Origin of the sequence: Streptomyces sp. BPTC-684, assembly GCF_030028635.1 — a bacterium.
Lineage (GTDB): Bacteria > Actinomycetota > Actinomycetes > Streptomycetales > Streptomycetaceae > Streptomyces > Streptomyces noboritoensis.
Genome location: NZ_CP124863.1, coordinates 5246458 through 5264266, shown reverse-complemented (window position 1 = coordinate 5264266; position 17809 = coordinate 5246458). Strand labels below are relative to the sequence as shown.

At 71.9% G+C, this 17809-nt stretch carries 14 protein-coding genes and 1 pseudogene; 10 read left to right on the top strand and 5 right to left on the bottom strand.

Annotation, left to right across the window (positions count from 1 at the left end; all coding sequences use genetic code 11):
- Window positions 1-8 precede the first annotated feature (8 nt).
- From QIY60_RS23330 to QIY60_RS23320, 3 genes are all read right to left on the bottom strand, one after another.
- Window positions 9-1388, bottom strand: coding sequence for a citrate:proton symporter (locus tag QIY60_RS23330; protein WP_283146047.1), 1380 nt, complete (start codon window positions 1386-1388; stop codon window positions 9-11).
- A 123-nt stretch (window positions 1389-1511) separates the two neighbouring features.
- Window positions 1512-3731, bottom strand: coding sequence for a molybdopterin oxidoreductase family protein (locus QIY60_RS23325; RefSeq protein WP_283144160.1), 2220 nt, complete (start codon window positions 3729-3731; stop codon window positions 1512-1514).
- A 114-nt stretch (window positions 3732-3845) separates the two neighbouring features.
- The gene (locus QIY60_RS23320; protein ID WP_283144159.1) at window positions 3846-4451 is read right to left on the bottom strand and encodes a TetR/AcrR family transcriptional regulator; all 606 of its coding nucleotides are present in this window, start codon (window positions 4449-4451) and stop codon (window positions 3846-3848) included.
- Window positions 4452-4556: 105 nt separating this feature from the next.
- Between QIY60_RS23320 and hmgA the strand changes: the two genes are divergently transcribed.
- The 4 genes from hmgA (at window position 4557) to QIY60_RS23300 (ending at window position 9667) form a co-directional block, all read left to right on the top strand.
- Window positions 4557-5882: a homogentisate 1,2-dioxygenase gene (gene hmgA / locus QIY60_RS23315; protein WP_283144158.1), complete on the top strand. Its 1326-nt coding sequence runs from the start codon at window positions 4557-4559 to the stop codon at window positions 5880-5882.
- A gap of 239 nt (window positions 5883-6121) precedes the next feature.
- Window positions 6122-6904 (top strand): GntR family transcriptional regulator, encoded by a 783-nt coding sequence (locus QIY60_RS23310; protein WP_283144157.1) that lies wholly within the window; start codon window positions 6122-6124, stop codon window positions 6902-6904.
- Between the two features lie 365 nt (window positions 6905-7269).
- Entirely contained in the window at window positions 7270-8421 is a 1152-nt protein-coding gene (locus QIY60_RS23305; RefSeq protein WP_283146046.1) for a type ISP restriction/modification enzyme, read from the top strand.
- A 49-nt stretch (window positions 8422-8470) separates the two neighbouring features.
- Window positions 8471-9667: a CaiB/BaiF CoA-transferase family protein gene (locus tag QIY60_RS23300; protein ID WP_283144156.1), complete on the top strand. Its 1197-nt coding sequence runs from the start codon at window positions 8471-8473 to the stop codon at window positions 9665-9667.
- Window positions 9668-9697: 30 nt separating this feature from the next.
- Here the strand turns inward: QIY60_RS23300 and QIY60_RS23295 are convergent, their stop codons facing one another.
- Entirely contained in the window at window positions 9698-9961 is a 264-nt protein-coding gene (locus QIY60_RS23295) for a hypothetical protein (protein WP_283144155.1), read from the bottom strand.
- A 257-nt stretch (window positions 9962-10218) separates the two neighbouring features.
- Here QIY60_RS23295 and QIY60_RS23290 point away from each other — a divergent pair, with 257 nt between their 5' ends.
- Window positions 10219-11904 (top strand): serine/threonine-protein kinase, encoded by a 1686-nt coding sequence (locus tag QIY60_RS23290; protein ID WP_283144154.1) that lies wholly within the window; start codon window positions 10219-10221, stop codon window positions 11902-11904.
- Here QIY60_RS23290 and QIY60_RS23285 read toward each other — a convergent pair.
- On the bottom strand, window positions 11874-12683 hold the full coding sequence (locus QIY60_RS23285) for an SGNH/GDSL hydrolase family protein (RefSeq protein ID WP_283144153.1): 810 nt from the start codon (window positions 12681-12683) through the stop codon (window positions 11874-11876). The two genes, QIY60_RS23290 and QIY60_RS23285, sit on opposite strands and share 31 nt — an antisense overlap.
- Window positions 12684-12875: 192 nt before the next feature.
- Here QIY60_RS23285 and QIY60_RS23280 point away from each other — a divergent pair, with 192 nt between their 5' ends.
- The 5 genes and pseudogenes from QIY60_RS23280 to QIY60_RS23260 form a co-directional block, all read left to right on the top strand.
- The gene (locus QIY60_RS23280; RefSeq protein WP_283144152.1) at window positions 12876-13346 is read left to right on the top strand and encodes a hypothetical protein; all 471 of its coding nucleotides are present in this window, start codon (window positions 12876-12878) and stop codon (window positions 13344-13346) included.
- Window positions 13347-13775: 429 nt separating this feature from the next.
- A complete protein-coding gene (locus QIY60_RS23275) occupies window positions 13776-14588 on the top strand; it encodes a glycosyltransferase family 2 protein (protein ID WP_283144151.1) in 813 nt (270 codons plus the stop codon).
- A complete protein-coding gene (locus QIY60_RS23270; RefSeq protein ID WP_283144150.1) occupies window positions 14585-15709 on the top strand; it encodes a glycosyltransferase family 2 protein in 1125 nt (374 codons plus the stop codon). Before QIY60_RS23275 ends, QIY60_RS23270 begins: the two co-directional genes overlap by 4 nt.
- A 20-nt stretch (window positions 15710-15729) precedes the next feature.
- Complete coding sequence (locus tag QIY60_RS23265) at window positions 15730-16497, top strand: polysaccharide deacetylase family protein (protein ID WP_283146045.1); 768 nt, start codon at window positions 15730-15732, stop codon at window positions 16495-16497.
- Window positions 16498-16596: 99 nt separating this feature from the next.
- Window positions 16597-17793, top strand: a pseudogene (locus QIY60_RS23260) (lipopolysaccharide biosynthesis protein); the annotation flags it as partial.
- Window positions 17794-17809: the final 16 nt, after the last annotated feature.

Genomic DNA, 17809 nt, shown 5'->3' with positions numbered 1-17809 from the left:
GCCCCGCCTCAGACGATCCCGAAGAGGATCCCCGCGCCGAGGACCACCAGCGAGGTGAGCGCCGCCCACTTCACCGTGAACCGGGTGTGGTCGCCGAACTCGACCTTGGCCATGCCCACCAGGACGTAGACGGCGGGAACCAGCGGGCTCGACATGTGCAGCGCCTGTCCGGCCAGCGAGGCGCGGGCGATCTCCACGGAGGAGACGCCGTGCGCGGCACCGGCCTCCGCGAGGACCGGCAGGACGCCGAAGTAGAAGCCGTCGTTGGACATGAAGTACGTGAGCGGCAGGCTCAGGACGCCGGTGACCAGCGCCATGTGCGGGCCCATGCCCTCGGGGACGGCGCCGACCAGCCAGTCCGCCATGTGCTTGACCATGCCGGTGCCGTTGAGGACGCCGGTGAAGACGGCCGCGGCGAAGACCATGCCCGCCACGTTGACGACATTGTCGGAGTGGGCGGCGATCCGGGCCTTCTGGTCCGGCATGTGCGGGAAGTTGACGGTCAGCGCGAGCGCCGCGCCCAGCAGGAACAGCACCGGGATCGGCAGCCACTCCATGATCATGGCGGTGAGCAGCACCACGGTGAGGGCCGCGTTGAACCAGTACAGCTTGGGGCGCAGGGTCGCGCGCTCCGGGTCGAGGCCCGGGAAGTCGGGGGTCCCGGGCAGGTCCTGGTCCGCCCCGCCGCCCGCGCTCGGGCGGGGTGCCTCGGGGCCGCCCGCCGCCACCAGGACCGTCTCGCTCTCCGGCTCCAGGACCTCGTCCAGCGTGAGGTAGCCGAGCCGCTTGCGCTCGCGGCGGCCCAACACGTACGCGAGGACGAAGACCGCCACGAGGCCGACCGCGAGGGCCGGGATCATCGGGACGAAGATGTCGGTGGCGTCGAGCTTGAGGGCGGTGGCGGCGCGGGCGGTGGGGCCGCCCCAGGGCAGGGTGTTCATCACGCCGTTGGCGGTGGCGGCGACTCCGGTCATCACCACGAGGCTCATCTTCAGCCGCTTGTAGAGCGGATACATCGCGGAGACCGTGATCATGAAGGTGGTCGAGCCGTCGCCGTCGAGGGAGACGATCGCGGCGAGCACCGCCGTACCGACGACCACCCGCACCGGGTCCGCCTTGCAGAACCGCAGGATGCCCCGGACGATCGGGTCGAAGAGGCCGACGTCGATCATCACGCCGAAGTAGATGATGGCGAACATCAGCATCGCGGCGGTCGGCGCGAGCTTGCCCACGCCGTCGACCACATAGTCGCCGAGGTGGGCGCCCTTCCCCACGAAGACGCAGAAGAGGGCGGGGATCAGAACCAGCGCCGCGATGGGCGACAGCTTCTTCAGCATGATCAGCACCAGGAAGGTCGCGATCATGGTGAAGCCGAGGACGGTCAGCATGGAGGACACCTAACGTTCACCCTTGAACTCCCACCAGGGGGCTGGCGGTGCGGATGACGTTAGGTCGGCCGTTCCGGCGTTAACAAGATGTTGACGTGTGAGCAATACGAGCAAAACCCCAGGTCAACGAAGTGCGATCAGCTCGACCGGGAAACCGTTGAGCACCGCCGTACCCGACAGCGGGTCCAGGCGCGAGCCGTCGAGCAGCTGGTTGACGTTGACCCCGGGCAGTCCTGCGGCGACCCCGAGCCGGGTTCCGGGGCGGTTGTGCCCCCACCCGTGCGGGAGGCTGACCACGCCCGTACGGACCGAGTCGGTGATCTCCACGGGCGCCGCCACCTCGCCGCCGTCCGCCTTGACGCGTACGGGATCGCCGTCGCGCAGGCCGAGCCGCGCCGCGTCCTCGGGGTGGACGTGGAGGGTGCAGCGGTTGGAACCGCCGTTCAGGGACGGGATGTTGTGCAGCCAGCTGTTGTTGGAGCGCAGATGGCGCCGGCCGACCAGGACGAGCCCGTCCGGGCGGGCGTCGAGGGCCGCGCGCAGCCGGGGCAGATCGGCGGCGATCGGCGCGGGCAGCAGCTCGATCCGCCCGCTGCGGGTCCGCAGCACCTGCGGAAGGCGGGGCTTCAGGGGGCCGAGGTCGATGCCGTGCGGGTGGGCGAGCACCCGCTCCAGGGTGAGGCCGTCGGGGGCGGCGCCGAAGCCGTCGCCGTAGGGGCCGAGCCGCAGCATCATGTCGAGCCGCCGCTCGGGACCGCTCTCGCCGGTCAGCGCCGCCGCGAGCTCCTCGGGATCGCGTCCGTACACGGCCGAGTGCGGGTCGGCCGCGGCCCTGCCCAGCGTACGGTCGACGACCATCGCGTCCACGGCGTCCGCCGGGGCTCCGTGCATGCCGGTCGCCGCGAGGACGAGCCGGGCGTGGATCTCGCACTCGTCGAGCCTGCCCTCGGCGAGCGGCACGGCGGGCCGGGTGTAGCGGACCTGATTGCGCACGGCGAGCGCGTTGAAGGCGAAGTCGAAGTGGGCGCTCTGCGAGGGCGGCGGCGGGGGCAGCACGACGTCGGCGTGGCGCGAGGTCTCGTTGAGGTACGGGTCGACGCTGACCATGAAGTCGAGCCCGGCCAGCGCGCGGTCGAGCCGGTCGCCGTCGGGGGCGGAGAGCACCGGGTTGGCGGCGCAGACGATCAGCGCCCGGATCTTCCCCTCGCCCGGCGTCTCGATCTCCTCGGCGAGCGCGGCCGCCGGCAGCTCCGACTTGGCCTCCGGGTGGCCGCCGACCCGGCTGCGCCAGCGACCGATCTCGAAGCCCTTGCCGGGCCCGGCCGGTCGCGGGGCGCGGTCGGTGGCGGAGAGCGGGAAGAGCGCGCCGCCGGGCCGGTCCAGGTTGCCGGTGAGGATGTTGAGGACGTCGACGAGCCAGCTGGCGAGGGTGCCGTGCTCCACCGTGCAGCTGCCGATGCGGCCGTAGACGGCGGCGGTGGGCGCGGCCGCGAGCTCCCGGGCGAGGATGCGGATCTCGTCCGGGTCGAGGTCGCAGGCCGCCCCGACCTCCTCGGGGGTGAACTCCCTTACGGAATACCGTACTTCGGCCAGCCCCTCGACCGCGTCCGCGAGCCCCCCGAGCGAGGTCAGCCCCTCCTCGAAGAGGACGTAGGCGAGCGCGGCGAGCAGCAGTGCGTCGGTGCCGGGCCGGGGGGCCAGGTGCCGGTCGGCGAGCTTGGCGGTACGGGTGCGGCGCGGGTCGACGACGGTGAGGGTGCCGCCGCGCCGGCGCAGCGCCTTGAGCCTGCCGGGGAAGTCGGGCGCGGTGCACAGGCTCCCGTTGGACTCCAGGGGGTTGGCGCCGAGCAGCAGCAGGTGGTCCGTGCGGTCGAGGTCCGGCACCGGGATGGCGAACGGGTCGCCGAAGAGCAGCCCGCTGGAGACGTGCTTGGGCATCTGGTCGAGGGTGCTGGCGGTGAAGAGGCTGCGGGTGTGCAGCCCGCCGAGCAGTACGGGCGGGTAGAGCGCCCCGGCCATGGTGTGGACGTTGGGGTTGCCGAGCACGACCCCGACGGCGTCGGCGCCGTACGTCTCGACCACCGGCCGCAGCCGCGCCGCGACCAGGTCGAACGCCTCGTCCCAGGTCGCCCGCTCCAGCTTCCCGTCGCGGCGGACGAGGGGTGCGGCGAGCCGGTCGGGGTCGCCGTCGACCTCGCCGAAGGAGGCGCCCTTGGGGCAGATGAACCCCTGGCTGAACACATCGTCCCGGTCACCCCGGGCGCCGGTGACCCGGGTCCCCTCGACGGTCAGGGTCAGCCCGCAAGTGGCTTCGCAGAGGGGGCAGATGCGCAGTGCGGACATGGGGGGGTCCTCCCCGGGGCGGCGGTGGTGACGCGCGGGCGGTTTGAGCATACCGACCGGTAGGCATGGTGGCGAGGGTGGAGAAGAACCGTTACGGCGGCCGTGGGCGAGGGCTCAGCCCAGGGTCCTGGCCAGATACGCGTGCAGCAGTTCGCGGGTCTCGGACACGATGCCCGGGTCGCCGTCCGGGTCGGTGCGGAAGGCGAGCCGCAGCAGCGCGTCCGCCGCCTCCACCGCGACCAGGATGGTGCGGCGCAGCTCGGTGTCGGGGGCGCGGCCGAACTGGGCCGGGAGCAGTTCGGCGAGCCGGTCGGCCAGGAGGTGGTTGGCGTCGGCGGCGGGGTCGACGACCGGCTGCGGGCCGCCGAAGTCCACCAGGTTGAACCCGGGCACGGTCTTCTTCAGGACCAGGTACTCGTCGAGCACCGCGTCGATCGCCCCGCGCCAGTCCTCGGCCTCGATCGTGGCGAGCCGGGCGCTGACGATCTCCGCGAACCGGTCTAGGTTGCGGGCGGCGAGCGCCTCCGCGAGCGCCCGCTTGTTGCTGAAGAACCGGTAGACCGAGCCGATGGGCACCCCGGCCCGCTGGGCGACGGCCCGGGTCGAGAGCTCTTCGTAACCGGTCTCGTCCAGGAGTTCGGCGCAGGCGTCCAGGATCCGGCTGAGGCGCTCGGCGCTGCGCTGCTGCACCGGTGCGCGGCGGAGGTTCGCATGGGGCACGGGCCCATCATGCCGCGCTCGGCCGGTTTTGCCGTTGACGCGGTCGAATCCGAATCCTACGGTGACCCATAGGATTGCAGGATTCTTCGGCAGCGGGAGCGGCAGATGACGACCAGCAGCGAGCAGGCCAGGAAGACGGCGGAGGCCCTGACGTACTCCCCGGGGTTCGGCAACGAGCACAGCTCCGAGGCGGTTCCCGGCGCCCTGCCCCATGGCCGGAACTCGCCGCAGCGCGCTCCCCTCGGGCTCTACGCGGAGCAGCTGAGCGGTTCCGCGTTCACCGAGCCGAGGGCGCACAACCGCCGCTCCTGGCTGTACCGGATCACGCCGTCGGCCGCGCACCCCGCCTTCGTCCGCACCGACAACGGCCGGCTGCGCAGCGCGCCCTTCACCGAGACCGTGCCCGACCCCAACCGGCTGCGCTGGAACCCGCTTCCCGAGCCGGCCCCGGGCACGGACTGGCTGGCGGGCCTGTGGACGCTGGGCGGCAACGGCGACGCCACCCAGCGCACCGGCATGGCGGTGCACCTCTACCACGCCAACGCCTCCATGGACCGGGTGTTCAGCGACGCGGACGGCGAGCTGCTGATCGTCCCCGAGCACGGCGGCCTGCTGCTGCGCACCGAGTTCGGCCTGCTCGCGGCCCGCCCCGGCGAGGTCGCGCTGATCCCGCGCGGCGTGCGCTTCCGGGTCGAGCTGCTCGACGGGACGGCCCGGGGTTACGTCTGCGAGAACTACGGTCGGCCGTTCCAGCTCCCCGACCTCGGCCCGATCGGCGCCAACGGCCTCGCCAACGCGCGGGACTTCCTGGCGCCGGTCGCGGCGTACGAGGAGGCCGAGGGCCCGGTGGAGGTGGTCAACAAGTTCTGCGGCAACCTGTGGACGGCTCAGTACGACCACTCCCCGCTGGACGTGGTGGCGTGGCACGGCAACCACGTCCCGTACGTGTACGACCTGCGCCGCTTCAACGTCATCGGCACGATCTCGTACGACCACCCGGACCCGTCGATCTTCACGGTCCTCACGTCCCCCTCGGACACCCCCGGCCTCGCGGGCGTCGACTTCGTCGTCTTCGCACCGCGCTGGCTGGTGGGCGAGGACACGTTCCGCCCGCCGTACTTCCACCGGAACGTGATGAGCGAGTACATGGGCCTCATCGAGGGCGCGTACGACGCGAAGGCGGAGGGCTTCGTCCCGGGCGGCGGCTCGTTGCACAACATGATGTCGGCCCACGGCCCCGACCGGGAGACCTTCGACAAGGCGAGCGCGGCGGACCTGAAGCCCCAGAAGATCGACGACGGCCTGGCGTTCATGTTCGAAACGCGCTGGCCGGTGACGGCGACGGAGCAGGCGGCGTCGGCGGGGCACCTGCAGCGGGGGTACGACGAGGTGTGGCGGGGGTTGGAGCGGCATTTCGGGGCGGGCAGGTAGGCCCGGAGTTCGTCCGCGGACCGTCTGTGGCTGGTCGCGCCCACGCGGCGGAGCCGCAAATGTCACAGCCCCGCGCCCCTAGAAGCGCCCCTGCGGGGCGCCCAGGGGATGCCGCGCAGCGGCATATTTTTAGGGGCGCGGGGAACTGCGCGAGCAACCCACCACCGGCCCGCAGACGAACACCGGGCGATCCTGATCAGTACCTTCCGCTTCGTCCCAGAGCCTGATACGGAATCTCCGTGACCTCCTCGACCCCCGCCCCCACTCCCCCGGCCTCCTCCTTCGCCCCGGACTCGCTGGTCCTCAACCGCAAGCTGCCGCTCTGGTACCAGGTCTCGCAGTCCCTGCGGGCGTCGATACTGGGCCGCACCCCGGACGCCTCGCTGCGGCTGCCCACCGAGGAGCGGCTGGCCGCGCACTACGGCGTGAGCGTGCTGACCATGCGTCAGGCGCTGAAGGAGCTGGAGGAGGAGGGGCTGATCACCCGGCACCGGCGGCGCGGCACGTTCATCGAGCCGGCCGCGCGGCGCGGGGCGCCGGTGCGGCTGCTCGGCTCGATCGACGCGATCGTGGCGCAGCAGTCGGGCGAGCCGACAACGGTGCTCGGGCACGGGCCGGAGCCGGTGCCGGGGGAGCTCGCGGAGTACTTCCCCGACTGCGACTCGGTCGTCACCTACCGGCGTCTGCGGCGCGACGGGGAGAGCGGGGAGCCCACCAACTGGGCGGAGAACGCGGTACGTCCGGAGCTCGCGGCCGGGATCGACGTGTCCGACCTCGAACGGTGGCCCATGACGAAGGTGCTGCGGGACGCGGTGGGGGTGCGGATCCTGCGGATCACGGACACGGTGGAGGCGCGGCTGGCGGATCCGGTGACGGCGGAGCTGCTGGAGGTGCCGCTGCTGTCGCCGATCCTGCACTACACGGGGGTGACGTACGACGCGGCGGGGCGGGTGGTGGATGTGGCCCGGATCCGGTACCGGGGGGATCGGTTCTCGTTCTCGGTAACGGTAGAAGCCCGCTGAGCCTGCGGCCCCGACCCCCTTGTTCGTCTGCGGGCCGTCTGGGGCTGGTCGCGCAGTTCCCCGCGCCCCTACCTCCGGGGCGCCCAGGGGATGCCGCGCAGCGGCATATTTTTAGGGGCGCGGGGAACTGCGCGAGCAACCCACCACCGGCCCGCAGACAAACACCGGGCCCCATAAGGAGCGCGGGGAACTGCGCGACCAGCCACCATCCACCCGCAGACAAAGCACCGGGCCCGGGGCGCAGCCCCGCGGCGGGGTCTGGGGGCGGAGCCCCCAGCAGACCGTCTCGGCCACCCACCCGGCCGCCCGCCCAGGGCCTAGCATTGGCCCCCGTGAGTGACGACCTGCAGCCGCTCGACGACCTGATGCCATGGTCCGTGGCCCCTCTGCGCCCCGGCCGCCCCTGGGTCACCGCCCCGGACGCCCGCACACTCAGGACCCGCTGGGACAGACTCGTCCAAGCAGACAGCACCACTCGCGAACACCTCTTCCACCCCACCCGCACCCGCACCCTCCACACCCGCGTCCCCGCCCTCCCCTCGACCCCCGCCGGCACCACCCCCCTCGCCCTGGAATCCGGCCCCTGCCCCACACCCCTCCGCTTCACCCACGGCCCCTTCGACCAGCAGTGGCTGATACCCGATCACCGCCTCCTGGACGCCGCCCGCCCGGAGCTGTGGCGCGTCGCCGACGAGCGGCAGTTGTTCCTGGTGGAGCAGGGGTATCTGCCGAAGACCACCGGGCCCGCCCTCACCGTCTCCGCCCTGCTCCCCGACGGCCGCTCCCCCGGCCGCCCGGGCCGCATCCGCCCCCTCTACCGCCGCCCGGGCGCCACCGAACCCAACGTCACGCCCGGCCTGCTGCCCTTCCTCGGCAAGGCGTACGGGCACGACGTCACCCCCGAGGACCTGCTCGCCTGGACCGTGGCCGCCGCGCAGCCCTCGCCCTCGGGATGCGTGCTGCCGCTCACCCCCGACCCCCTGCTCTGGGAGCGGGGCGTCGAGCTGGGGCACCGGATCGTCGAGCTGACCGTGCGCGGGGCGCGCGGCGGTGACAAGCCCCGGCTGCCCGGCGGCCGGCGGCCGTACGTACGGGCCGCGGTCCCGGCCCGGCCGGACGCCCTGCGGTACGACCCGGAGGACGAGAGCCTGTACCTCGGCGAGGGCCGGATCTCCCCCGTCCCGCCGGGCGCCTGGGAGTTCGAGGTGAACGGCGTACGCGTACTGGAGCTGTGGTTCGAGGAGCGGACCGGAACCGGCGAGCCCGGGACCCTGGAGGCCCTGCGGCCCGCCTCCTGGCCGCAGGAGTGGACCTCCGACCTCCTTGAGCTCATCACCGTGCTCGCCCTGCTCGACGAACTGCGGCCGCGCCGGCGGGAGCTGGCCGACGGGCCGCGTCTCGCCCGGGACCGGCTCGTCGAGGCGCGCGTCCTGCCCGTACCGCCCGCGGCCCGCCGCCCCGCCTCCGTACTCGACCATCACGAAGAGGGTCCGGACGGCCAGCTGGCCCTCCTCTGAGCGACCGGGCCGTGACAAAAGTGGTCCGTACACGATAAGCACGGCTTCCATGAGCACTCCGCAGCCCCTCCCCCTCGACGGGATCACGGTCGTCGCCGTGGAACAGGCCGTCTCCGCCCCGTTCGCCACCCGCCAGCTCGCCGACCTCGGCGCCCGGGTCATCAAGGTCGAGCGGCCCGACGGCGGTGACTTCGCCCGGCATTACGACACCGCCGCCCGAGGCCTCGCCTCGCACTTCGTCTGGTGCAACCGGGGCAAGGAGTCGATCGCCCTCGATCTGAAGGACCCGCGCGGACTCGACGTGCTGCGACGGCTGATCGCCGGGGCCGATGTGTTCGTGCAGAACCTGGCGCACGGGGCCGCCGCGAGGATGGGCCTGGACGCGGCCACGCTCTGCGCCGAACACCCCCGGCTTGTCGCGGTCGACATATCGGGGTACGGCGCCGACGGCCCGTACGCGCACAAGCGGGCGTACGACATGCTCGTCCAGTGCGAGGCCGGTCTGGTGTCCGTGACGGGGACGCCGGAGCAGCCCGTGAAGGCGGGGGTCCCGGCCGCCGACATCGCCGCCGCGATGTACGCCTACTCGGGCGTCCTCGCGGCGCTGCTGCGCCGGGGCACCACCGGCCGGGGCGGCCCGGTGGAGGTCTCGATGCTGGACGCGCTGGCGGAGTGGCTGGGGCATCCCCTGCACCATGTGATGCACGGGGGAACGGAACCGGCGCGCACCGGGGTCGCGCACGCCGTCATCGCCCCGTACAACGCCTATGCGACGGCGGACGGGCAGGTGCTGCTCTCCGTACAGAACGACCGCGAGTGGCGCAGGCTGACCGAACAGGTCCTGGAGCGACCGGAGTTGACCGAAGACCCGGCGTACGCGACCAACACCGTACGCACCGCGCACCGGGCGGAGACGGACAAGGCGGTCGGTGAGGCGCTGGCCGGGATGACCTCGGCCGAGGCGATCGCGCGGCTGGAAGACGCGGGCATCGCTTGCGCGCGGCTCAACACGGTTGCGGAGGTCGCCGCGCATCCGCAGCTCGCGGCGCGCGACCGCTGGCGGGAGGTGGACTCGCCGGTGGGGCCGCTGCGCGCACTGCTGCCGCCGGTCGTTCTGCCGGGCGGCGCCGAGCCGAGGATGGGCGCGGTGCCGGCGCTGGGCGAGCACACCGAAGCGCTGCTGCGAGCCCTGGGGATGACAGAGGAGCTGACAGCAGCGCTGCGCCGGGACGGCGTGATCGCCTGAGCGGGGATCAGGAAGTCAATGAACTCTGCTTCAGCCGCGGCTGCCGAAGAGCGAGCGGCGAAGGCGCCGCAGCGGGGCGAAGAGCGAGACGCGGGCGCTCTTGCTCCTGTGCCTGTGCGCGGCATCACGCGAGGTCAGCTCGCGCATCAGCAAGGTCGCCTCGGCCGTCTCCCGCAGCGGGACGGCGGGACCGCCCAGCACCGAGAGATGGCGGTCGAGCCGCGAGCTGGTCGCACTGCTCCCGCAGGTGATGGCAGGCACTCGCGCCCTGCTGCGCACTGTTATCTGTTCCATGTCACTCCCCACCCATACGAGGGCACCCGGCCCCGGGCAGGGTAACCCTATCGCCCTCGCATCACACTCGTGTATCCCGGTGGTGGGATTCACCTCTCCCGGGGAGGGGTTGACACGAGGCACCGATTACTCTCCGAATATGCCTGATTCCAGGGCGAGTTGGACAACGCGTCAGAGGGGGCCACTACCGCGCTGACCTGAGCTAACGTGGAGAGGATCCGCCGTTGTGGTCGCGCCCTCGCCGAGGAGGCTCGCCAGTGAGCGAAGTGCCGGGCAACGAAGAGCGCGTGATCGGGGGCCGCTACCGGCTGCTGTCCCCGCTCGGCCGCGGCGGCATGGGCGAGGTGTGGCGGGCGCGCGACGAGGTGCTGGGGCGCGAGGTCGCGGTCAAGGAGGTGCGGGCGCCGGCCGGTCTCGACTCCATCGACGAACAGCGGCTGTACGCACGCCTGGAGCGCGAGGCGTGGGCCGCGGCCCGGATCTCGCACCGCAATGTGGTGACGGTCTACGACGTGGCGACCCAGGACAGTCGCCCCTGGATCGTGATGGAACTGGTGCGCGGGCTCTCGCTCTCCGACGTACTGGAGGCGGACGGCCCGCTTTCGCCGCAGCGCGCCGGGCACATCGGCGCCGAGATCGTCGCGGCCCTGCGCGCCGCCCACGAGGCCGGGGTGCTGCACCGCGATGTGAAGCCCGCCAATGTCCTGCTCGCCAACGACGGCCGGGTGGTCCTCACCGACTTCGGGATCGCCATGGTGGCGGGCACGTCCACGCTCACCATGACGGGCGAGGTGATCGGATCGCCCGAATTCCTCTCCCCGGAACAGGCGTTGGGGCGTACGCCCGGACCCGCGTCGGACCTGTGGTCACTGGGCGTGCTGCTGTACGCGGCGGTCGAGGGCAGCACTCCGTTCCGCCAGGCGACCCCGCTCTCCACGCTGCGGGCCGTGGTCGACGACGAACTGCCGCCACCGCGCCGCGCGGGCGCGCTCGCCCCGGTGATCGCGGGGCTGCTGCGCAAGGACCCGGCCGAGCGGCTGTCGACAGAGGAGGCCGAGCACCAGCTGCGCGTGGTGGGCGCCGGTGGCGAGGTGCGGGACGTCCCGCCGCCGTACCCCGGGGCGTACGGACCGACGGTCACCTCGCCCCGGACGCCACCGCTGCCGACCACCCCGGTGACGCCGGGAGCGTACGGCCCGGAGACCTCGAACCCGTCGACGGGCCGTCAGAGCAGAGCGGGCGTGGTGCTCTTGATCGGAGCCCTGGTCCTGCTGCTCGCGCTCGTCGGGCTCGCATGGGCACTGACGCACAACGGCGGAGGAGGCGACAAGAACGCGGGCACACCCTCCGCACCGGGCCCGGTCTCCCACTCCACGCCGCGCAGCAGCACCGCCACCAAGAGCCACAGCGCCACGAGCGCCACCACGGGCCCCACCGGCACCCCCAGTTCCAGCCCGAGCAGCTCCGCGCCGCCCGCGCAGTCCGTGAAGGTCTCGCTCCAGACCGTTCGCGGAAGTTACGAGGGAACGTGCCCGCCACCGGACGGCTCTGCTCCGGCCGTGGTCGCCACCTTCACCGTGGGCCGTACGCCGGTGGAGGTCCAGTACCGCTGGGTGACGGCGGCCGGGGAGTCGTCCGACCCGGGCTGGAAGACGCTGAGCTTCGGGTCCGGCGACCCCAAGAACAAGCAGGTACAGCACATCGAGTCGGGGTACGAGGCCGGGAAGACCGTCCACAACGCGGTGCAGCTGGAGGTGCGCTCGCCGGTCGCCGCGCACTCCGACTCAGTGTCCTATTCCGTTACGTGCAAGAAGGAGGAGACCCCGACGGGCGGGGCCTCCTCCTCCAGCACGGAGCCGGCGGGCGGCGGCTCTGGTTCGCCCGCCGGACAGAGCTGGATCGGGCGCCGGGATCAGGCGGCGCCGGCGAAGGTGGGCAGGTAGCCGCCGGACTGTCCGGCGGCGGTCGGGTGGTAGGACTCGCCGATGTTGGTCCAGACGAGGCTGTTCAGCCAGGAGTTGCTGGAGCAGATCTCGTGGTTGGTGAAGGCCGGGACGACCGAGGCGAAGGTGTAGCCGTGGTCGGCCGCGCGCTTGGCGGTGACCGTGTTCAGCTCGTCCGCCGCGCCGTTGATCGCCGCGCGCGAGGTGTCGCTCAGCCCGCCGAAGCAGCTGCCGCCGATCTTGTAGAAGTGCGGGTAGCCGATGACGACGACGTGGGCGTTGGGGGCCTTGGCCCTGATCGCGTCGTAGACGGCGTCGAGCTTTCCGGGCAGGACGGTGTCGGCGTAGGTGCGCGCCTGGTTGATGCGGTTGATGCAGGTGGACTGCGAGTACAGGACGCAGGTGGTCATGACGTCGGAGAAGCCCGCGTCATTGCCGCCGATGGTGATGGAGACGAGGTCGGTGGAGGAGTTGAGCGGGCCGAGCTGCTTGGCGGTGACATCGTCGGTGATCGCGCCCGAACACGCGGTGAAGGCGAACGAGGCGGGGGCGTGGGACGCCGCCCAGAGGGACGGGTAGGCCTTGGGCGAGCGCTTGCAGGAACCGCTGGAGCTGTCGTACGTACCGGTTCCCACTCCCGAGGAGTAGGAGTCGCCGAGTGCCACATAGTCGGTGCCTGCGGCCTGGGTCGCCGCGTTGGCCACGCCTGCCCCGGTGAGGGCGAAGGCGGCGGCCAGGAAGATCGACGACACATAGGCCGTCATACGGGAGAGCTTCATGTGGGGGCCTCCTAGTGCGGGATATCCGCCACAGATGTGGTACCAGCGAGTAGGGATCACCGGAAGTGGACATGCCAAGAACTTTCAGAAATCCGCTCCAACGGGGGAACCCCTGACCCTGAGTTCCCGTCAATTGACCTTCACCGCACGGAAGTTCACCTGCACGCCCCTTGCCTTGACGGCCCTCCTGGGGTGCGCCACATTGAAGCCTCGCTCACCACGCAGAGGATCAGAGTGGCCCGGACGGCATCGGCCCCACGGGGTCCGCGACATGACAGGTCATCGGTTCGCGCGGACCTGACGGCGGTCGCGGCCGGCGCCGCGCTCGCCGTGTCCGGGGCCGGTGCCGTGCTCGCGTACATTCCGCTGGATTCACCGCTGCGTGCGCCATTGGCGCTTTTCTTCTTGATCGGCGCACCCGCCGAGGCGCTGTTTTTCGCCTTGCGCCGACGGGAACCGCTCACCCGCGCGGTGGCGTCGTTGTCAGGGGCGGTACTCATCGATCTGGTGACCGCCGAAATCCTGGCAGGCGCTCATGTCCGGTCCGTACGTGGCGAGATCATGGCGGTCGCCGTGATCAGCTTTCTTCTTTTCCTGACGGGAACGGGAGTGAATACCTCCACAAGAGACCGGTCCAGAAAGGTCAAAAACCCAAAAACGTGAGACCACGTTCCAAGGTCTTGCCATACAGACCCAACCATCAATACCGTCTTACATCCACCCGCATCGGTCCATCATGCAAAGCGGCTCCAGGGGAGGGCTCGGGCGCCGCGATGGGTACCGGGGCGGGGCGCGCTAGGGGGGTACCGTGCTCGGTCTTCGTGCGTCGTCGACCGGTCGCGGGCCGCGCGGCCAGCAAAGCCAGCTCACCCACACAGCACGGAATGCGAGACCTTCATGACGGAATGCCAGCCCGTCATGACCGGGGTGAGGACCCCCCTTTCGTAACCGGACACTCATGCCGGACCGCCCGGGGGCGGGCGGTCCACCGGACGAGAGGGACAGAGACTCGTGAGCTCTTTTGTGCGCCCGGCGAGCCGGGAACAAGATCCATCGGCCCAAACGCCGGACCGGGAAGCGGACGGTCCCGCGGTGATCGCGGTGGCCGACGACTCCACCGCCCGAATACCGGCCTTTCCCGCGCGCTATCGCGCGGTCTCGCCGAATCTCGCGATCGCGCCGCCGGTCAGCGTCGTGATCCCCGCCATGAACGAGGCGAAAAACCTCCCGTACGTCTTCAAGACACTTCCGGACTGGATCCACGAAGTCGTCCTGGTCGACGGGAATTCCACCGACGACACCGTGCGGGTCGCCCGTGAACTGTGGCCCGACGTCAAGGTCGTCAAGCAGGTCGGCAAGGGCAAGGGCGACGCTCTCATCAGCGGATTCGCCGCCTGCACCGGCGACATCATCGTGATGGTCGACGCGGACGGCTCGGCCGACGGCGAGGAGATCGTCAGCTATGTGTCCGCCCTGGTCGGCGGCGCCGACTTCGCCAAGGGCTCCCGCTTCGCCAACGGCGGCGGCACCGACGACATGACGCCCGTCCGCAAGCTCGGCAACCGGGTCCTGTGCGGCATCGTCAACCACAAGTTCGGCGCCCGCTACACCGACCTCTGCTACGGCTACAACGCCTTCTGGAAGCACTGCCTCGACAAGATCGTCCTCGACTGCAGCGGCTTCGAGATAGAGACCCTGATCAACATCCGGATCGTCAAGGCCGGTCTGCGGGTCCAGGAGGTGCCCAGCCACGAGTACAACCGGATCCACGGCGTCTCCAACCTCAGCGCCGTGCGCGACGGCATCCGGGTGCTCAAGGTGATCCTCAAGGAGAAGTCCGTGCCGCGCAGCCACCGGCGGCCGCAGGCCATCGGCCTCAACGCCCGGCGGGGAGAAGTGTCTTGACCGACCGTCAGACCCGCGACTTCTCCGTGGTGATCTGCGTGTACACCGAGAACCGCTGGGAGGACATCCTCGCGGCGGTCGCCTCGGTGCACCACCAGTCGCGGCCGGCCCTGGAGACCCTGCTGGTCGTGGACCACAACCCGGCGCTGCTCGAACGGCTGCGCCGGGAGTACAAGGAGTGCGCGGCGGACGGGGAGGTGCGGGTGCTCGCCAACGCGGGCCCCCGCGGCCTCTCGGCCGGCCGCAACACCGGGATCGCCGCGGCGCGGGGCGCGTTCGTGGCCTTCCTGGACGACGACGCCGTGGCCGAGCGCGACTGGCTGCGGCACTTCCACGAGGGGTACGCCGACCCCCGGGTGATGGCGGTCGGCGGCCGCACCGAGCCCGCCTGGGCCTCCGGACGCCGCCCGGCCTGGTTCCCCGAGGAGTTCGACTGGGTGGTGGGCTGTACGTACCGGGGCCTGCCGCCCGGCCGGGTGCGGGTCCGCAACGTCCTGGGCGGCAACGCCTCCTTCCGGCGTACGGCGTTCGACGCGGCCGGGGGCTTCGCCACCGGCATCGGCCGCGACGGCGACAAACGGCCACTGGGCTGCGAGGAGACGGAGCTGTGCATCCGGCTCTCCCGCGCCCTGCCCGACGCGGTGCTCCTGATCGACGACCGCGCGGTGATCCACCACCGCGTCCCACCCGCCCGCGAGCACTTCGGCTACTTCCGCACGCGGACGTACGCCGAGGGCCTCTCCAAGGCGCTGGTCGCCCGAAGCGTGGGAGCCGACAAGGGGCTTGAGTCGGAGCGCCGCTATACGACGAGGGTGCTTCCGGCCGGTGTCGTACGGGGGCTGCGCGACGCGGCGCTCGGACGGGCGGGCGGGGCGGGGCGCGCGGGCGCGATCGTGGCGGGCGTCGCGGTGGCCGCGGCGGGATACGCGCTCGGCACCTGGCGGGCCCGCCGGGGCGGCACGGTCTTCGAGGTCGCGCCGATCGCGTCCGCCAACGAGTCCGGGAGCGGGTCCGGGAGCGGGTCCGGGAACGGGTCCGGGAACGGGTCCGGGAACGGGTCCGGGAACGGGTCCGGGAACGGGTCCGGCAACAACTCCGGGACCGAGGAGGAGGCCGCGTGAGTGCGCCCGTGCCGATCCTGATGTACCACGCGGTGGGCCACCGCCCGGCCGAGGCGGCCTACGGGCTCTCCGTCTCCCCGGACGCGTTCGCCGAGCAGATGGACGTGCTGGCCGACCGGGGCTTCACCCCGCTGACGACGGCCGGGCTGGCGCACGCGTGGCGCTCGGCGGGCGCGCTGCCACGGCGCCCCGTCCTGATCACCTTCGACGACGGGTACGAGGGAGTGCACCGGCACGCCCTGCCGGTGCTCGCCAAACACGGCTTCGCCGCCACCCTCTTCGTCTCGACCGGCTGGCTGCGCGGCGCGCACGAGGAGGGCGGCGCCCTCGACACCATGCTCGACTGGGACCAGGTGCGCGAACTGGCCGCGGCGGGCACGGAGATCGGCGGCCACAGCCACACCCACCCGCAGCTCGACCAGCTCGGCGACGACCGGCTGTGGTTCGAGACCCTGCGCTGCAAGGAGATCGTCGCCGAGGAGCTCGGCACCCGGCCCGTCTCCTTCGCCTACCCCTACGGCTACTCCAGCCGCCGGGTGCGCCGGACCGTCCGCGCGGCCGGGTTCGCCCAGGCGCTGGCGGTCGGCAACGCCCTCGCCGAGCGCCGCCAGGGCCCGTACGCCCTGGAACGGGTCACCGTGCGGCGCGGCACCGGTATCGAGGAGTTCGAGCGGCTGGTCGAGGGGCGCGCCATCGCCCGCACCTTCGCCCGCGACCGCGTCCTCACCAAGGGGTACGCGGTGGTCCGCCGGGGACGGCAGGCCGGGCGCGCACTGGCCGGAAGGTGAGCGGCGACGGTGACCGAGGCGACCACCGCCGGACGGCGCGGGGCACGCTCCCGGGAGAAAACTGACGGCACGCCGCTCTTCCGGAACGCCTATGCCCTGATGGTCAACACCGGGATCAGCGCGGTCCTCGGCCTGGGCTTCTGGCTGGTGGCCGCGCGGTACTACACGGAGGACGCGGTCGGCCAGGGGTCGGCGGCCATCGCGGCGATGAAGTTCCTCGCCGGGATCACCGCGCTCACCCTCACCGGCGCCCTGGCCCGGTTCATCCCGGTGTCGGGCGCGGCCACCGGCAGGCTGGTGTTCCGCACCTACGCGGGCAGTGCCGTCGTCGTCGCCGTGGCCGCCGTGGCCTTCCTCCTCACCCTGAACGTCTGGGGTCCCTCCTACCGTTTTCTGCACGGACCGCTGCACGGCCTCGGCTTCATCGCCGCCGTCGTCGCCTGGGCGGTCCTCACCCTCCAGGACGGGGTGCTGACCGGGCTGCGCAGCGCGTTCTGGGTGCCGGTCGGCAACACCGTCTTCTCCACGGTGAAACTCCTGCTCCTGGTGGCGATCGCCACCGCGCTGCCCACCACGGGCGTCTTCGTCTCCTGGGTGGCGGCGATCGCGGTCTCCGTACTGCCGCTGGGCTGGCTGGTCTTCCGGCGGCTCGTGCCCCGCCATGTGGAACTGACCGCCGCGACCGCGCGCCCGCCCGGCCACCGCGAGCTCGGCCGCTTCCTCGCGGGCGACTGCACGGGCTCGCTCTTCGCCCTCGCCGTCGTCTATCTGGTGCCGGTGATCGTCGCCTCCCAGGTGAGCTCGTCCGACAACGCGTACTTCTACATCACCGCCACCATCGGCGGCACGGTGGAACTCCTCGCCATCAACATGGGCGCCTCACTGACCGTCGAGGGCGCCCACGACCCCGACCGCCTCGGACGCGACGCGCGCGCCGCGCTGATCCGGATGGCCAGGATCGTGGTGCCGATCTGCGCCGCGCTCTTCGTCCTCGCGCCGCTGGTCCTGCGGGTCTTCGGCCAGGGGTACGCGGACCACGCGACGCCGCTGCTGCGCCTGCTGGTGACCGGGGCCCTCCTCAGGGTCGTGATCGAGCTGTACTTCGCGGTGCTGCGCGCGCGGAGCCGCACCGCCCCACTCGCCTGCCTCCAGGGCGCGTTGTGCGTCCTGGTGCTCGGCTCGACCCTGGCCCTGCTCCCGCCGATGGGTCTGACGGGAGTGGGCATCGCCGAGGTGTCCAGCCTCGCCGTGATCGCGGTGATCGCGGCGGCGAAGCTGTACGGGGTGCTGCGGGCGGGCACGGGGGCCGGCG